Annotated in this window: 12 protein-coding genes; 3 read left to right on the forward strand and 9 right to left on the reverse strand. The window is 57.3% G+C overall.

What is annotated here, in order from left to right:
* Nucleotides 1-13 precede the first annotated feature (13 nt).
* The 7 genes from aroB to ACJO3M_RS09985 all read right to left on the reverse strand — a co-directional run bounded on the left by aroB (nt 14) and on the right by ACJO3M_RS09985 (nt 6,729).
* On the reverse strand, nt 14-1,114 hold the full coding sequence (aroB, locus tag ACJO3M_RS09955; protein ID WP_407001238.1) for a 3-dehydroquinate synthase: 1,101 nt from the start codon (nt 1,112-1,114) through the stop codon (nt 14-16).
* Nucleotides 1,107-1,673, reverse strand: a complete 567-nt coding sequence (gene aroK / locus ACJO3M_RS09960) for a shikimate kinase AroK (RefSeq protein WP_407001240.1) — start codon at nt 1,671-1,673, stop codon at nt 1,107-1,109. Before aroK ends, aroB begins: the two co-directional genes overlap by 8 nt.
* A gap of 125 nt (nt 1,674-1,798) precedes the next feature.
* A complete protein-coding gene (locus tag ACJO3M_RS09965) occupies nt 1,799-3,874 on the reverse strand; it encodes a type IV pilus secretin PilQ (RefSeq protein WP_407001241.1) in 2,076 nt (691 codons plus the stop codon).
* 65 nt (nt 3,875-3,939) lie between these two features.
* Nucleotides 3,940-4,488: a pilus assembly protein PilP gene (locus ACJO3M_RS09970; RefSeq protein ID WP_407001242.1), complete on the reverse strand. Its 549-nt coding sequence runs from the start codon at nt 4,486-4,488 to the stop codon at nt 3,940-3,942.
* Between the two features lie 2 nt (nt 4,489-4,490).
* Nucleotides 4,491-5,102 carry a type IV pilus inner membrane component PilO gene (locus ACJO3M_RS09975; RefSeq protein ID WP_406988135.1) on the reverse strand — a complete coding sequence of 204 codons (612 nt, stop codon included), beginning with the start codon at nt 5,100-5,102 and terminating at the stop codon, nt 4,491-4,493.
* Nucleotides 5,102-5,665, reverse strand: a complete 564-nt coding sequence (locus tag ACJO3M_RS09980) for a PilN domain-containing protein (protein WP_407001243.1) — start codon at nt 5,663-5,665, stop codon at nt 5,102-5,104. The genes ACJO3M_RS09975 and ACJO3M_RS09980 overlap by 1 nt, the downstream gene beginning before the upstream one ends.
* The gene (locus ACJO3M_RS09985) at nt 5,665-6,729 is read right to left on the reverse strand and encodes a pilus assembly protein PilM (protein ID WP_407001244.1); all 1,065 of its coding nucleotides are present in this window, start codon (nt 6,727-6,729) and stop codon (nt 5,665-5,667) included. Before ACJO3M_RS09985 ends, ACJO3M_RS09980 begins: the two co-directional genes overlap by 1 nt.
* Nucleotides 6,730-6,924: 195 nt before the next feature.
* Between ACJO3M_RS09985 and ACJO3M_RS09990 the strand changes: the two genes are divergently transcribed.
* Complete coding sequence (locus ACJO3M_RS09990) at nt 6,925-9,414, forward strand: penicillin-binding protein 1A (RefSeq protein WP_407001246.1); 2,490 nt, start codon at nt 6,925-6,927, stop codon at nt 9,412-9,414.
* Nucleotides 9,415-9,487: 73 nt separating this feature from the next.
* Here ACJO3M_RS09990 and ACJO3M_RS09995 read toward each other — a convergent pair whose 3' ends face one another.
* On the reverse strand, nt 9,488-10,753 hold the full coding sequence (locus ACJO3M_RS09995) for a malic enzyme-like NAD(P)-binding protein (RefSeq protein ID WP_407001247.1): 1,266 nt from the start codon (nt 10,751-10,753) through the stop codon (nt 9,488-9,490).
* 229 nt (nt 10,754-10,982) lie between these two features.
* A complete protein-coding gene (gene rpmE, locus ACJO3M_RS10000) occupies nt 10,983-11,204 on the reverse strand; it encodes a 50S ribosomal protein L31 (RefSeq protein WP_406988142.1) in 222 nt (73 codons plus the stop codon).
* 263 nt (nt 11,205-11,467) lie between these two features.
* On the opposite strand from rpmE, the gene ACJO3M_RS10005 reads away from it, so the two are divergent.
* Both ACJO3M_RS10005 and argS read left to right on the forward strand, forming a co-directional pair.
* Entirely contained in the window at nt 11,468-13,654 is a 2,187-nt protein-coding gene (locus ACJO3M_RS10005) for a primosomal protein N' (protein ID WP_407001248.1), read from the forward strand.
* Nucleotides 13,655-13,766: 112 nt separating this feature from the next.
* On the forward strand, nt 13,767-15,452 hold the full coding sequence (gene argS, locus ACJO3M_RS10010; protein ID WP_407001250.1) for an arginine--tRNA ligase: 1,686 nt from the start codon (nt 13,767-13,769) through the stop codon (nt 15,450-15,452).
* The last annotated feature ends 10 nt before the right edge of the window (nt 15,453-15,462 follow it).

A 15,462-nucleotide genomic window follows, 5' to 3' on the forward strand; every position in this document is an offset into this window, starting at 1 on the left:
ATTTGGTGTGTGGTTAATCGGCCTGTCCCTCACAAAAACTCTCCAGGGTGGCGGCAAGATGTTCCGCACCGGCATCCGCTGTGACAAAGGCATCACCCAGGGCCCTGAGCAGAACCAGACGCAGGGCGCCGTCTACGTTCTTTTTATCAACCGACATCAAATCCATGAAATCTGCAGGGGACATTCCAGCCGGGGGCACCAGCGGCAAACCCGCCTTGGCAATCAGATCACGGGTGCGGGTGACATCCGCCCCGGAAATCATGCCTTCCCGCCATGACAGGTCGGCTGCCATAACCATACCCGCACCAACTGCTTCGCCATGCAACCAGTTACCGTAGCCGGCATATGTCTCGATGGCATGGCCGAAGGTGTGCCCCAGGTTCAGAATGGCCCGCAGTCCGCCTTCACGCTCATCCTGGGCCACAACGTCCGCCTTGCAGGCACAGGAACGGTAAATAGCCTCAACCAGTGATTCCGGAGACAGCGCCAATAACCGATCCATTTCTGATTCCAGCCACTTCAGAAACCCGGTCTCCCGGATCAGGCCATATTTGATCACCTCAGCCAGACCGGCCGATACTTCCCGTGGCGGAAGAGTTTTCAGAGAGTCCGCGTCTATCAGCACCATTTCAGGCTGGTGAAAGGCGCCGATCATATTCTTGCCCAGCGGATGATTGATACCGGTTTTTCCGCCCACCGAGGAATCCACCTGCGACAGCAGGGTGGTCGGTATCTGGATAAACGGTACGCCGCGCTGGTAACAGGCCGCCGCGAACCCGGTCATATCGCCAACCACCCCCCCTCCCAGGGCAACCAATGTGGTTTTTCGGGTATGGCGCTTCTCCAGCAAGGCATCGAAAATCAGATTCAGAGTCTGCCAGTCCTTGTATTTCTCGCCGTCGGGAAGCACGACCGTATCAATCGTTTTGCCGGGAAAGTTGGCCCTGGCCTTCTCAAGGTACAGCGGGGCAACCGTCTCGTTAGTAACAATCATTACCTGACTGCCGGCAACGTATGGCGTCAGATCCGTTTTCCCGAGTAACCCGTCGCCTATAACAATGGGGTAGCTGCGATCGCCCAGGTCAACCTGAAGCTCCCGACTGGCGTTACACATGATTTCGGCCTTCCTTTCTTACTTGTCGACGATGACGCGGAGTTTTCGGATTTATCCGGTTTACCAACTGACGCACCACCAACCTCGGACTCTTCCGGTCGGTGTGCATGACAATGTCAGCCAATTTCGTGTAGATGGGGTCCCGCAGAGCAAACAACCTGCGCAACACGGCTTCGGGGTCGTCGTTCTGCAGCAGCGGCCGATTCCGGTCTTTCCGCGTTCGTTCAACTTGCTGTTCTATTGAGGTCCTAAGATAAATCACGGTGGCGTCCCGCTTGAGGAGATCGTGATTTTCCGGCTTCATGACGGCACCGCCCCCGGTGGCGAGAACTGTGTCAGGTAATTCCGACAGCTCTGCCAGCATGGCTGTTTCGCGCTGACGGAAACCATCCTCTCCCTCCACATCAAAAATCCAGGGGATATTGGCGCCGCAACGCTCTTCAATAATCCTGTCCGAGTCCAGAAAACGATAGCCCAGCTCTCTGGCAAGCATACGGCCAATCGTGCTCTTGCCCGCTCCCATGGGGCCAACCAGGACAATTCGTTTTGGCAGTGACATAACTTCAGCTCATAGACGTTCTGGCGGGTGAGAATAGCACAGGGCAGCGAAATCCATAAGTTTCACGGATTTTCGGACACAAAAAAGCCGCCGGTTTGAAGCGGCGGCTTTTATTGCCAGAGAGCTTACTGAATCAGGTCACTCTTGATGATTTTCGGAGTGATAAAGATCAGCAGCTCACTGCGCTCATCGATATGCTCAGTGCGCTTGAACAACCGCCCCAGGTAGGGAATGTCGCCGAGGAACGGTGTTTTGGTGGTCTGGGTCGCCACTTCTGACTGGAAGATGCCACCCAGGACAACTGTCTCACCATTTCCTACCAACACCTGAGTGGTGACCTCATTGGTGTTGATGGCCGGAATACCCGCTGTGACTTCACCACGGGAATCCTGGTTCACCACCAGATCCATGATGATCTTGTCGTCCGGTGTAATCTGCGGCGTTACTTCCAGTGACAGGGCGGCTTCCTTGAAGGAGACCGACGTGGCACCGCTGGAAGAAGCTTCCTGATAAGGAATTTCTTCACCAGATTTGATCTTCGCCGTCTGACGGTCAGCCGTCACCACACGCGGCTGGGAAACCACTTCCGCCTGTCCATCGCTTTCAAGCGCAGACAACTCCAGGTCCACCAGGAAGTCGTCACTGCCCCAACCGACAGCAAATGAGGATGCGCCATCGCCAGTTACACCCAGATCCACCGCCAATGCGCCCGGGAAAGTAACCGCCGTGGCGTTACCATCCTGCGATGCCTGACGAGCTTCTTCCACGGAGCCCTGGGAACCGCCAATGGCGACCACACTGTCACCACGGACATCATACGCCGCACCGCCCCAACGAATACCGAGGTTCTCGGCTACGTTGGTCTGCGCACGCACGATCCTGGCCTCAATGGATACCTGGCGAACCGCCACATCCCAGGTGGTGACCAGACGACGAATTTCTTCCAGTTTGTCGGACGTTTCACGAACACTGATGGTGTTGGTGCGGGCATCGGAAGAGACAAAGCCACGAGAGGAAATCAGCTCTTCGTCAGCCTGAATCAGGGCCACGATGTCCGCGGCCTTGGCATAGTTGACCTGAATGATATCCAGACGCACCGGAGCCAGTTCTGCAATCTGCTTGCTGGTTTCCAGCTCAAGCTTCTCACGCGCGGCAATTTCGTCAGCCGGAGCAACCAGAAGAACATTGCCAATCTGGCGCTTGTCCAGTCCCTTGGTCTTGAGGATCAGATCCAGAGCCTGATCCCAGGGCACATTCTGCAACCGGAGTGTGATGCTACCGCTCACCGTATCACTGGCCACCAGGTTCAGGCCGGTAAAGTCGGCAATCAGCTGCAAGACCGAACGGACCTCAATATCCTGGAAATTCAGTGAGAGCTTGTCGCCGGTATATGGGAACTTTTCTTCACGACGCTCTTCCGCCTCTTCTTCAGACAGTTTCTCGACGCTTACGGTAAACTGGGAGCCCGACTGGTAGGCAATGTAGTCATAATTCCCTTCCGGACGAATTTCCACAACGGCATTGCCACCTTCGACAAAGGTATCCACCCGGGTCACTGGCGTGGCGAAATCAGTCACGTCCAGACGACGACGCAAATTCTCGGGAACCGTCGTGCCATCCATTGTCAGACGAATCTTGCCGCCCAACTCGGAGAGATCGACAGGTGTACTGGAACGACCAAGATCGACAACAACCTGCCCCTCGCCGTCTTTTCCGCGACGGAAATCAACGCCCGCCAGCGCACCATCGCGACTGGGAGCAGATGATGAGCTTGCCGACGGCTGAGAAGAGCCACCGGAGGTCATTGCAGAGGATCCGCTGCCCTCCCCGCCAATGGTCATCACCAGGGAGTTACCTTCACGAACCGTGTTATAGGGAGACAGCTCCACCAGATTGAAAATCAGGCGGGTACGGTCCTTAGTCTCCACCACGGTCATGCTCTGGGCATTTCCGGAGCCGAGCCCCATACTCCGACTGTCCAGTCCGCTGATGGTGTCTTTCAGATCCACCGCGATCCTGGCCGGTCGCTCGATGGTGTACCCCGTTGGTTCCGGGGGCTGGCCGTCAAATTCCAGCGTTACTTCCAGCTTGTCGCCAGGTAACGATGAAAACGACACGTCTTCCAGCGTGACCGCATTGGCCAGGCCGGACAACAACCCCAGAGCAATCACGCCGACGTATACATTGAGTTTTCTGAACATCGCTAGCCTCGACCCCAAACTTTTTTGTTCATGCATGGTTCTTTCAGTATTCATATTGCCGCTCCTTAGCCTTCGTCTTCATCGAGGGACAGGGAACGAGGACGTTCGACCCATCCGCCCCGGCCATTGGGAACGATTTCGATCAACTCAACATGGGTTTCACTGATTCCGACAATTCTGCCGTAATTCTGCCCCATATAGTTTCCGGACCGGACCCTGTGCACACCGCCCGCATTATCGCGAATCAGCGCAAAAAGGCCACCGGATGTATCCGTGAGCGTACCCACCATATTCAGATTTTTCAGGTCGAAATTCTCGAGCACTTCCCGCGGGCGATCGAGATCGGGCTCGACATCGCTCACTGGCTCGTCATCAACCATAGTCAGTTGCACGTCAATCGGGGGCTCAAACGGTGCCCGCCGGTCTGCAGCCGAATAGCTGAACGCTTCGTACGCCTTGAATTCGGGCAACGGCTCAACGTGCCCCCTTGGCTTGGCTCTGGTATCAGCCATGAATTTGTCAAGATCAGAGAAACCATTTCCCTGGGAACAAGCTGTCAAAAGGGATACCAGACAAATACCCAGCCAGGCTTTTCCCGCATGCTGTCCTGCCATGCTCATTCTCCAGCCCGGTAGCGGTAGGTGCGGGCAACAACCTGCATATCAAGTCGTTCCCCGTCCCCGCCAGTTGGTTTAATAGTTAAATCGTGCAGCGTCACAATACGCGGCAAGCTCGCCACACTACTGACGAACGACGCCAGCTCGTGGTAGGAACCCGACACCCGGATGTTAATCGGCAACTCCGAATAGAAATCGCGACGCTGTTCGGGCTGGAGCTTGACCTCCTGCAACGCCAGGCCACTGCCCAGCGCTGTGTTGGTAATGTCTTCCAGCAACCCCGGCACCTCGGTTTCACTGGGCAATTGCCGCACCAATGCCCCGAAGGTTTCCTCCATTTCTTCCATCTGCGCCCTGAAAACTTCAAGGTTCGCTACCTGGTAGGCCTTTTCTTCATATTTCTTCCTTAATTCCTGCTCGGTGCGCTCCACACGCTCCAGCTGCGCGTATTGGTCTTTTACAAAGAACCAATACCCGCCACCCAGAATCAGGCCAAAAATAAGCAGGGCGACAATTGCCTTTACCGGCGCCGGCCAAATGCCCGCATTATTGACATCAAGGTCATTGATATCAAACTCGTTGAGACTTTTAAGTGAGTCCGCGAGGCTCATTACTTATCCTCCCCTTCGGGCTCTGGCGTTTGTTGCTGGACCGACAGGTTGAACTGGCTGTAGCCCGCCCGGCGGTTATCCGCTGCCGCGACATTTGAGAGATTCGGATCGGTAAACCAGTCCGACTCGTCAAAACGCCTCATCAATGTGGAAATCCGGCTATTGGACTCAGCCATGCCGACAATATCGACACGGTCGCCGGTTTTCTTGAGATCGGTGTAGAAAAGGCCATCTGGCAACGTCCTCACCAACTCGTCAAACACGCGGACGATCACCGGGCGCTTGCCCTGAAGATCCTGAATCACCTGCATGCGAGAGAGCAGCTCGTCACGCTTTCTCTTCAGGTTCTCAATTTCCCGGATCTGCTCGTCCAGTTGTTTGGTCGCAGTTTCGATATAGGCGTTGCGGGACTGCTGATAGGCAATCCGGTTGTCCAGGTCCGTTTTCCAGAGGAACGCCAGGCCTGCAGCCACGATGGCAGCGCCCAGGATCATCACCACAAATTGCTTCTGTTTCTCGGCCCGAAGCTCTTCGCGCCAGGGTCTGAGGTTAATCTTTGCCATCAGTCAAAGCTCCTCATCGCCAGCCCACACGCAATCATCAGCGACGGTGCGTCATTACCGAGTGCCGATGCGTTTACCCTGGAACCTACCGCCATATCGGCAAAAGGGTTGGCGACCAGGGTCGGAGTTCCTGTTTTTTCTTCGACCATTTCTGTCAGCCCCTGTATCGAGGCAGTACCACCGGCGAGAATCACGTAGTCAACCGCGTTGTACTGGCTCGCACCAAAGAAAAACTGCAGAGCGCGGGCAACCTGCTGCACGACCGCTTCCCGGAACGGGGTCAGGACCTCTGACTCATAGTCATCCGGTAGCCCACCCTGCTTCTTGGCGAGTCCCGCCTCTTCAATCGACAAGCCGTAACGACGCTGGATCTCCTCAGTCAGCTGCTTGCCACCGAAAATCTGCTCCCGGGTATACACTGTCCGACCTTCCGCCAGAACACTGAGCGTGGTCATGGTGGCGCCAACGTCAACGATGGCGACGATCAGCTCTTCTCCCTGGGAATCGAGCTGGGGCTCAATGAGTGAGTAGGCCCGCTCAAGCGCATAGGCCTCAACATCGACAACCTTGGTTGTCAGCGAGGCAATCTCCAGCGCATCCTCCCGGATATCCACGTTCTCCTTACGGCATGCCGCCAGAAGCACATCGACCTGATCGGGATTGGTTTCAGAAGGGCCCTGCACTTCGAAGTCGATGGCGACTTCGTCCAGAGGGTATGGAATGTATTGATCCGCTTCCAGCGTGATCTGATCTTCCATTTCAAACTCGTTCAGGCCGCCATCCATCTGGATAACCTTGGTGATGACGGCAGAGCCCGAAACAGCCACAGCAACCTGTTTCACACCGGTACGGGATTTGGAGGCGACGCGCTTGAGAACTTCGCCAACCGCCTCGACATCCGTTATATTTTTCTCAACGACAGCGTTGGCCGGCAAAGGCTCCACTGCATAGCTTTCGACCCTGTAACGGTCGCCGTGCTTTGAGAGTTCCAACAGCTTGACCGAGCTGGAGCTGATATCCACCCCCAACACGGCACTGGATTTTTTTCCTAACAATCCGAACACGCGCTCACCCTATACCTGGTTACATGCACCCGGTTAAGTAACATATGTGTTTTTTATTTAAGAGAATTTCTTCAGTTTTCCGTCTACAATGCGAGTTCTCCTTAAATTGAGAAACATTGCGACGGTGAAGCGACTCATCCTTCCTAAAGCAATTTCTCAAATGATAGACCTATATCCAACAGTTGTCAGAAAAAAATGTCTCATTTGTTACGTACATCCCGCCTGTTTGCCTGGTTATTTGTCACCGGTTTAAGCCTTTCGACAATCGTGACGTCAGGCTTTTATCTTTACCTCCGCCCCGGACTTCCCCCCGTGGATCAGCTTCTTGATATCAAGTTGCAGACACCGCTGAGGGTCTACAGCGCGGACAACAGATTAATAGCAGAATTCGGTGAAAAGAGAAGGGCACCGGTCACAATCGAACAGATCCCTACAATTCAGTTACATGCCTTTATGGCGGCTGAAGACGCCCGTTTCTACGAGCACTTCGGGGTCGACTTCAAAGGCCTGCTGCGGGCTGCCATCGAACTGGTGTCCACTGGTGAGATCCAGTCCGGGGGCAGCACCATCACTATGCAGGTTGCAAAAAATTACTTTTTGTCACGCGACAGGACCTTTATTCGGAAGTTCAATGAGATACTTCTCGCACTTCAGATAGAACGTGAACTGAGCAAGGAACGCATTCTGGAGCTGTATCTGAATAAAATCTACCTGGGCAATCGCGCCTACGGGATCGCGGCGGCGGCACAGGTCTATTACGACAAGCCTGTCGCTGATCTGTCACTCGCCCAGATGGCGATGCTTGCCGGATTGCCGAAAGCGCCTTCAGCCTACAATCCGCTGGCCAACCCCGAGCGGGCACAGATTCGCCGCAACTGGATTCTGGGTCGTATGAAGGACCTCGGATACATTACCGAGGATGCCTACGAGCTTGCTGCCTCCGCGCCACTGACGGCCAGTTACAATGCCGCCGATACCGAAGTGGATGCTGACTTCGTTGCCGAAATGGCAAGAACCGAAATGGTGCGTCGATTCGGAGACAAGGCCTACACCGATGGCTACAAGGTCACTCTCACCGTTGACAGCAAGAAACAACAGCAGGCTACTCTCGCCTTGCGCAACGGCCTCGAAGCTTACGACCGCCGGCACGGGTTTCGCGGCCCGATCGGTCAGATAGAGCAATCGGCGCTCCAGCCAGAGAATCTGGAACAACTGATAGCCAATTACCCAAGGGTTGAATCACTGATTCCAGCGATCGTGACTCGCGTCCAGGACGACGAGGGAGAAGTCGAGCTCTTTGCCCGCACCCTTGGCAAAACAACCATGGCCTTTGAAACCATGACCTGGGCCCGCCGCTATCGCACCGAAAATCTGACCGGCCCGAAACCGGAGAAACCTTCGGACGTCGTCAGCGTTGGCGACGTAGTCTACGTCAAGCCAGCAGCGGAACCCGCACTGAATGCCATGGCCGACAACCAGGAACCGGACACTGAACGCAACGGGCAGATTGAAACCATCGATATCCGCAAGGTGGAACTGGCACAGGTCCCACGCGTAGAAGGCGCCCTGATCTCCCTTGACTCGGACACCGGCGCCATTGAAGCGCTCGCCGGCGGTTACAGCTTCAGCCAGAGCAAATATAACCGGGTAACCCAGGCAAAACGGCAGCCAGGCTCCACCTTCAAGCCCTTCCTCTACCTTGCTGCCCTGGAAAGCGGCATGACGCCGGCCACCATCTATAACGATGCCCCTATCGTCTTTGACGACGAAGAGCTGGACACATCCTGGCGCCCGCAGAACTCTTCCGGCCAATTTTACGGCCCTACCCGCCTGCGTCAGGCGCTATATCAGTCCCGGAACCTGGTGTCCATCCGGCTGCTTCGCGATTTGGGCATCCAGACCACCCTGGACTACCTGGAACAGCTCAAAATCCCCACCAGCGACATGCAGAAAGATCTCTCACTGTCGCTGGGCAGCGGGCTTCTTACCCCCATGGAGCTGGCCAGAGGCTTTGCGGTTATTGCCAATGGCGGCTATGACGTTCAGCCCTTCCTGATTCGCAGCATCTCAGATGTCAATAACGAGGAACTCTTCCGCGCTCCGGAGGTTATCCTCTGCGACAGGAACTGTGACGACAAGATGCAGCAAGCAAACGAGGAAACCCCGGCAGACGAACCACACTCCGTGCAGATAGCCCGACGCCTGGCAGATGAGCGCAGCGTATACATCATGCACTCCATCATGAGAGATGTGATCAAGATGGGCACGGGCCGCCGGGCCTCGGCGCTGGGACGCAGCGACCTGGCTGGCAAGACAGGCACGACCAACGAACAGCGGGATACCTGGTTTGCCGGCTACAACCATGACATCGCTACCACGGCCTGGGTCGGCTTTGACCAGCCCGCCCCTCTCGGCCGCCGGGAATTCGGCGCCAGCACGGCGCTGCCGATCTGGATGGACTACATGAAAGTCGCGCTCGACGGCGCACCCTCATCGCTGATGCCCCGCCCCAACGGAATTGTCAACGTGCGCATTGACCCGGACACCGGCAAGCGCGCAAGACCGGGCCAGGATGGCATCTTTGAGCTCTTCAAAGAGGAAGACGCCCCACCACCTCTGGATTCGCGCGATCAGTCTGGCAACGGCAACAACGGCGACGATGACCTGTCGCGGCAGATATTCTGAGAAAACATCAAGGCACAAAAAAACCGGCGGGATCACCGCCGGTTTTTTTTGTGCTCAGCAAACAAGCCGGGACTTACTGGATTTCATCCATGGACTTGAGCGGGTAGTGGGCCGGGTAAGGGTTGCGGGCAACACCGGAATCAACCGCTGCGCGGGCAACCGCCGCCGGAACCACTTCCAGCAGGCGCACATCCATCGGCTTCGGAATGATGTACTCCCTGCCGAACTCGAACGTGGCCACATCATAGGCCTCGCAGATTTCCTGCGGCACCGGCTCTTTCGCCAGCTCGCGGATTGCGTGAACCGCCGCGACCTTCATTTCCTCATTGATGGCGGTGGCACGTACGTCCAGAGCACCACGGAAAATGAACGGGAAGCCCAGAACGTTGTTCACCTGGTTCGGGTAATCCGAACGACCGGTTGCCATAATCAGGTCATCGCGGGTTGCCAGGGCAACTTCCGGGCTGATCTCGGGATCCGGGTTGGAGCAGGCGAACACAATCGGGTTTGGCGCCATCTTCTTCAACTGATCCGCGGTCAGCAGATCCGGGCCGGACAGCCCCAGGAAGACATCGGCACCATCGATTGCGTCGTCCAGGGTACGACGGTCAGTATCGTTGGCGAACATGGCCTTGTACTGATTCAGATCATCACGACCAGAGTGGATCACACCCTTGCGGTCGAGCATGAAGATGTTTTCAGAGCGAATACCGCAGCTGATCAGCAGCTTCATGCAGGCAATTGCAGCAGCACCTGCACCCAGGCACACCACTTTTGCGTCTTCAATCTTTTTACCTTGAAGCTCCAGAGCGTTGATCATGCCGGCCGCCGTTACAATCGCGGTGCCGTGCTGATCATCGTGGAAGATAGGCACATTGCACTTCTCGATCAGAGCGCGCTCGATCTCGAAGCACTCCGGCGCTTTGATGTCTTCCAGGTTGATACCACCGAAGGTATCGGCGATACGCTCTACGGTTTCAATAAACGCCTGAGGGCTTTCGGAATTGACCTCGATATCAAAGACGTCAATACCAGCAAAGCGCTTGAACAGTACGCCTTTGCCTTCCATAACCGGCTTGCTCGCCAAGGGGCCAAGGTTACCCAGACCAAGAATGGCAGAACCGTCAGAAATAACAGCTACCAGGTTACCCTTGGCAGTGTATTTGTAAGCGTTCTCGGGGTCCTTCGCGATCTCGCGGACCGGCTCGGCAACCCCGGGGCTGTACGCCAGGGAAAGGTCGCGGGAAGTCTGGGTCGGCTTGGTGATTTCAACACTCAGCTTACCAGGCCGCGGCTTGGCGTGATATTCAAGGGCTGCTTCTTTCAGATCTTGAGACATTGCCACTGTTCCGTTTGTCACGTTTAAGAGGTAATAAACCGCCGGGACTCGTCCCAGCGGAGCGCGCCATTATGGCGCGAAGGCGTACATCAGACAAGGGCTGGCTGAGCAATTACTGAACAGTCAATAGGGCAAACTGCGTACAGAAGGAGCTCAGACCACCTCATCAGGAGCACTCAGCCATAAAAAAAGCGCCACAAGGGCGCTTTTTTTGTAACCAGATGCGACTTCAGCTCTTCTTGCCACCAATGCGGCCGCCGAAACGCTTCTGGAAACGGTCGATACGACCACCGGTATCCATCACTTTCTGCTTGCCAGTGTAGAACGGATGGCACTGGGAGCACACGTCCAGCTGCAGGTCGTGCCCGATGGTAGAGCGGGTCTTGATCACGTTACCGCAGGAACAGGTAGCGGTAATGTCTTCGTACTTGGGGTGGATACCTTCTTTCATGGCGAACCTCTGTCGGTCATGCCGCTACCTGATCACGGGAGCTTGATGCTCCGGGTGCCAGGCACCGCATATTTGAATCAATTGAGAAGACGGGGCACAATCATGCCCTGCCGGAAACAGACCGCGAATCTTACTTGCAAACGCTACGGCAGGCAAGTCCCAACCCCGGGGCCTATCAGCCCGATTCATTGCCCGGGCCTGTGCGCAGGCAACATCAAGGATACGCAAATACCGTGACAGCTTCACCACAGCGGAGTTCCAGTGTGCCAGAACGCCCCCCATCAACCGCTCGTATCGCCCTCAACCGCCCACTGCGAAGGCTCTTTGATTACCAGATACCTAACAACCTTGAGCTTGAACCGGGACAGCGCGTCAGCATCCCTTTTGGCAGGCAGTCAGCCACGGGGCTGATTGTCGAAACCGGCGTGGAGCCACCTCAGGGAATCACGCTGAAGCCGGTGCATTCAGCGTACGAGCCCTGGCCGGCACTGCCCGCCGAAACCTTCCAGTTGCTGGCATGGGCGTCGGACTATTACCAGCACCCCCTGGGAGAATGTCTGTTCACTGCCCTGCCCCCGGCTCTGCGCCGTGGCCGGCCTGCAACGGCAAAGCAGGACACCTGGTGGAAAGCAACCGCTGGCCCGGAGGCACTCGCCGGCAACGCTCACCGCCAGCGAACACTGCTGGCATGGTTACAGAGGCAACCGCATGGCGCCAGCACCTCGAACCTGACGGCTGCCGGCTTCACCCGGGAGCAAATCAGGACACTGCATAAGCGGGAACTCATCGAGGAAACAGAAGCCGTCAAGCCCGCGGAGAATCCAAACGACACCGCCAGCACACAACCGGGACCGACACTCTCACCGGCACAACAGGCGGCCGCGGATCAGATTCCAGCCCCCGCCACCGGTTTTTCCGCTTCGCTTGTGTACGGCATCACCGGAAGCGGAAAAACCGAACTCTACCTGCACTACCTGAAACAGCAGTTGAGCGCCTCTGCCCAGGCACTGGTGTTGGTACCTGAAATCAACCTCACGCCACAGACTGTCGCCAGGTTCCAGCGTTATTTCGGTCAACGAATCGTCGTCTGGCACTCAGCCCTGAATGATGGCGAGCGCCTGTCGACCTGGCTGAAAATCCGCCATGGCGAGCCGGTCATCCTGATCGGTACCCGCTCTGCGGTACTGCTGCCCTTTACCGGACTGAAAACGATTATCGTAGATGAGGAACACGACAGCTCCTACAAGCAGGGAGAAGGCTTCCGGTACTCCGGGCGGGACATGGCGGTATACCGGGCTCACCTGAATCAGTGCCCGGTCATTCTTGGTTCCGCAACACCGTCTCTCGAATCCTATCAGAACGCGCTGACCGGAAAGTATCAGCTCATCAGACTGGAAGAACGGGCAGGCAACGCAAGTCCACCCGCCATCAACCTGCTGGACATTCGCAGCCGCCCTCTGGAAGGCGGCCTGTCCCGTCCCGCCCTGCAGGCCATCGATCAATGCCTGGCCGATGGACAGCAAGCCCTGGTTTTCGTGAACAGGCGCGGATTCGCGCCGGTCATGATGTGCTTCGACTGCGGCCACATGGTGGAATGCCCCCGCTGCGATACACGCCTGACCTACCATCGCCGGGACCGCGCCATGCGCTGTCACCACTGCGATTATCAGACCGCCGCCACGGAGCACTGCCCCAAATGCCAGAGCGATGCGTTCAAGCCCGTTGGGCAGGGCACGGAGCGAACCGAAGACATACTGGCGACAGCTTTCCCCGAGACGCCAGTGGTGCGGGTGGACAGGGACAGCACCCAGCGCAAGGGCAGCATTCAGGGCATCCTGAAAAAGGTAAATACCGGGGAGCCCTGCATCCTGGTCGGCACCCAGATGCTGGCCAAGGGCCACGACTTCCCGAATGTTACCCTGGTCATTGTAGTGAATGCCGACGGCGGCCTGTTCAGCGTGGATTTCCGAGCGCCGGAGCAGCTGATTCAGACCCTGCTTCAAGTGAGCGGGCGCGCCGGTCGTGGCGAGAAATCCGGGCAGGTACTGGTCCAGACCTGCCACAGCGACCACCCGATCCTGAAATCCCTGTGCCGCGGCCACTACCTCACCCTGGCTGACCAGCTGCTGGCAGAACGGGAAACCGGGCAATTCCCCCCGTTCCGCGCCATGGCCATATTCCGAGCCGAGGCAGACTCCATGGCAAAAAGCCTGGAACTGCTGGACAGGATCAAACCGCAAGCCAGCGTGACGGGCATCGAGGTCTGGGGACCACTCCCCGCGCTCATCGCCAGACGCGCTGATCGCCATCGCGCACAACTGGTGCTGTGCTGCGACAATCGCAAGCGGCTCAACCACGTGCTGGGCCATCTCTGCCAGAACCTTGACCAGCAGAAGCTGCCGGCGGGCGTGAAGTGGATGATTGATGTGGACCCCCAGGAAACCGGCTGAGGCGAACGGGCCTTTTGCTTGCGGCTTCAGTTTCCGCGATAATACCCGCCTTCGATTCCCGGCGGCGTCCCGCCTTACTCCAATTCTCCTGTAAACCGAGTCGTCCGACAGCATGAAAGAGACCGTATCCGATCTGCTCCAGTCCGCGCTGGCCACACTGCAGTCCGAAGGCACCCTGCCGGCGGACCAGTCATTCACCCCGCAAGTGGGCAACACCAAGGACAAATCCCATGGTGACTATGCCTGCAACATCGCTCTTGTGGCTGCCAAGGCAGCGGGCTGCCCACCGCGACAGCTGGCCGAGGCCCTGGTGGACCGACTTCCGGAGAGTTCTGCGGTGGAGAAAGTGGAAATCGCCGGGCCCGGTTTCATCAACTTCTTCATGAGCACCGCCAGCGCCTTTGGTGTGGTTAATACCATTCTGGAGGAAGCGGATCAGTTTGGCCGCAACCGCAACGGCCAGGACGAAAAGGTGCAGGTGGAGTTCGTATCCGCCAACCCGACAGGCCCGCTGCATGTGGGGCATGGCCGTGGCGCGGCCATTGGCGACTGCCTGTGCCGGCTGCTTGAGGCCAACGGCTATGACGTCACCCGCGAATTCTACTACAACGACGCCGGCGCCCAGATCAACAACCTCGCCCTGTCGGTGCAGTCACGGGTCAAAGGTCTGACGCCCGAGGATGCCAACTGGCCGGCCGATGGCTATCGCGGCGATTACATCATCGATGTCGCCAAGGCCTACCTTGCCGGCGAAACCGTTACGGCGGATGACCGGGAAGTCACCGGCAAGGCCGACCCGGAGGATATGGATGCTATCCGCGAGTTTGCCGTCGCCTACCTGCGCCGGGAGCAGGACCTTGACCTCAAGGCCTTTGGCGTCGAATTTGATGTCTACTTCCTCGAGTCTTCCCTGTACGAGGAAGGCAAGGTGGAAGCCACCGTTCAGCGCCTGCAGGAAAACGGCTACACCTACGAGCACGAGGGTGCCCTGTGGCTGAAAACCACGGAGTTCGGTGACGACAAGGATCGCGTGATGCGCAAGAAGGATGGTGGCTACACCTACTTCCTGCCAGACGTGGCCTACCACCTGGACAAATGGCAGCGCGGTTTCACCACCGTGATCAATGAGCAGGGTGCGGATCATCACTCCACTGTCACCCGTGTCCGCGCCGGGCTCCAGGCATTGCAGGCAGACATCCCCACAGGCTGGCCGGATTATGTGCTGCACCAGATGGTGATGGTGACCCGCTCCGGGCAGGAAGTGAAAATTTCGAAGCGTGCCGGAAGCTATGTCACCGTGCGTGACCTGATTGACGAAGTGGGCCGGGATGCCACCCGGTTCTTCCTGGCGGCCCGCCGGGTCGACTCGCAATTGACCTTCGACATTGACCTGGCCCGCTCCCAGACCAATGAAAACCCGGTCTACTACATTCAATATGCCCATGCGCGTATTTGCAGTGTGCTGCGCAAGCTGTCCGAGGAAGGCGTCAACCGGGGCTGGAACGAGTGCCAGGGCGACCTGTCGTTGCTGACTCTGGATGAGGAAAAGGAACTGGCGAATCAGCTGGCAAAATACCCGGAACTGATCGCCAACTCCGCCGCCCAGCGGGAACCGCACCATCTGACTCATTACCTGCGGGACCTGGCGGGACAGTTCCACACCTACTACAACGCTCACAAGGTGTTGATTGAGGACACCGCCGTGCGGGACGCCCGCATCAGCCTGTACCTGGCCGTACGCCAGGTCATCGCCAACGGGCTGGAGCTGCTGGGCGTCAGCGCCCCGGAAGAAATGTAAGACAGGAAGC

Source organism: Marinobacter alkalisoli (genome assembly GCF_045449795.1).
Classification (GTDB): Bacteria; Pseudomonadota; Gammaproteobacteria; order Pseudomonadales; family Oleiphilaceae; genus Marinobacter.

Coding starts and splice junctions, on each gene's coding strand:
- rpmE (WP_406988142.1), bottom strand. CDS start 11,204: ATGAAAGAAGGTATCCACCCCAAGTACGAAGACATTACCGCTACCTGT.
- aroK (WP_407001240.1), bottom strand. CDS start 1,673: ATGTCACTGCCAAAACGAATTGTCCTGGTTGGCCCCATGGGAGCGGGC.
- ACJO3M_RS09975 (WP_406988135.1), bottom strand. CDS start 5,102: ATGAGCCTCGCGGACTCACTTAAAAGTCTCAACGAGTTTGATATCAAT.
- ACJO3M_RS09995 (WP_407001247.1), bottom strand. CDS start 10,753: ATGTCTCAAGATCTGAAAGAAGCAGCCCTTGAATATCACGCCAAGCCG.
- aroB (WP_407001238.1), bottom strand. CDS start 1,114: ATGTGTAACGCCAGTCGGGAGCTTCAGGTTGACCTGGGCGATCGCAGC.
- ACJO3M_RS09965 (WP_407001241.1), bottom strand. CDS start 3,874: ATGTTCAGAAAACTCAATGTATACGTCGGCGTGATTGCTCTGGGGTTG.
- ACJO3M_RS09980 (WP_407001243.1), bottom strand. CDS start 5,665: ATGGCAAAGATTAACCTCAGACCCTGGCGCGAAGAGCTTCGGGCCGAG.
- ACJO3M_RS09970 (WP_407001242.1), bottom strand. CDS start 4,488: ATGGCAGGACAGCATGCGGGAAAAGCCTGGCTGGGTATTTGTCTGGTA.
- argS (WP_407001250.1), top strand. CDS start 13,767: ATGAAAGAGACCGTATCCGATCTGCTCCAGTCCGCGCTGGCCACACTG.
- ACJO3M_RS09990 (WP_407001246.1), top strand. CDS start 6,925: ATGTCTCATTTGTTACGTACATCCCGCCTGTTTGCCTGGTTATTTGTC.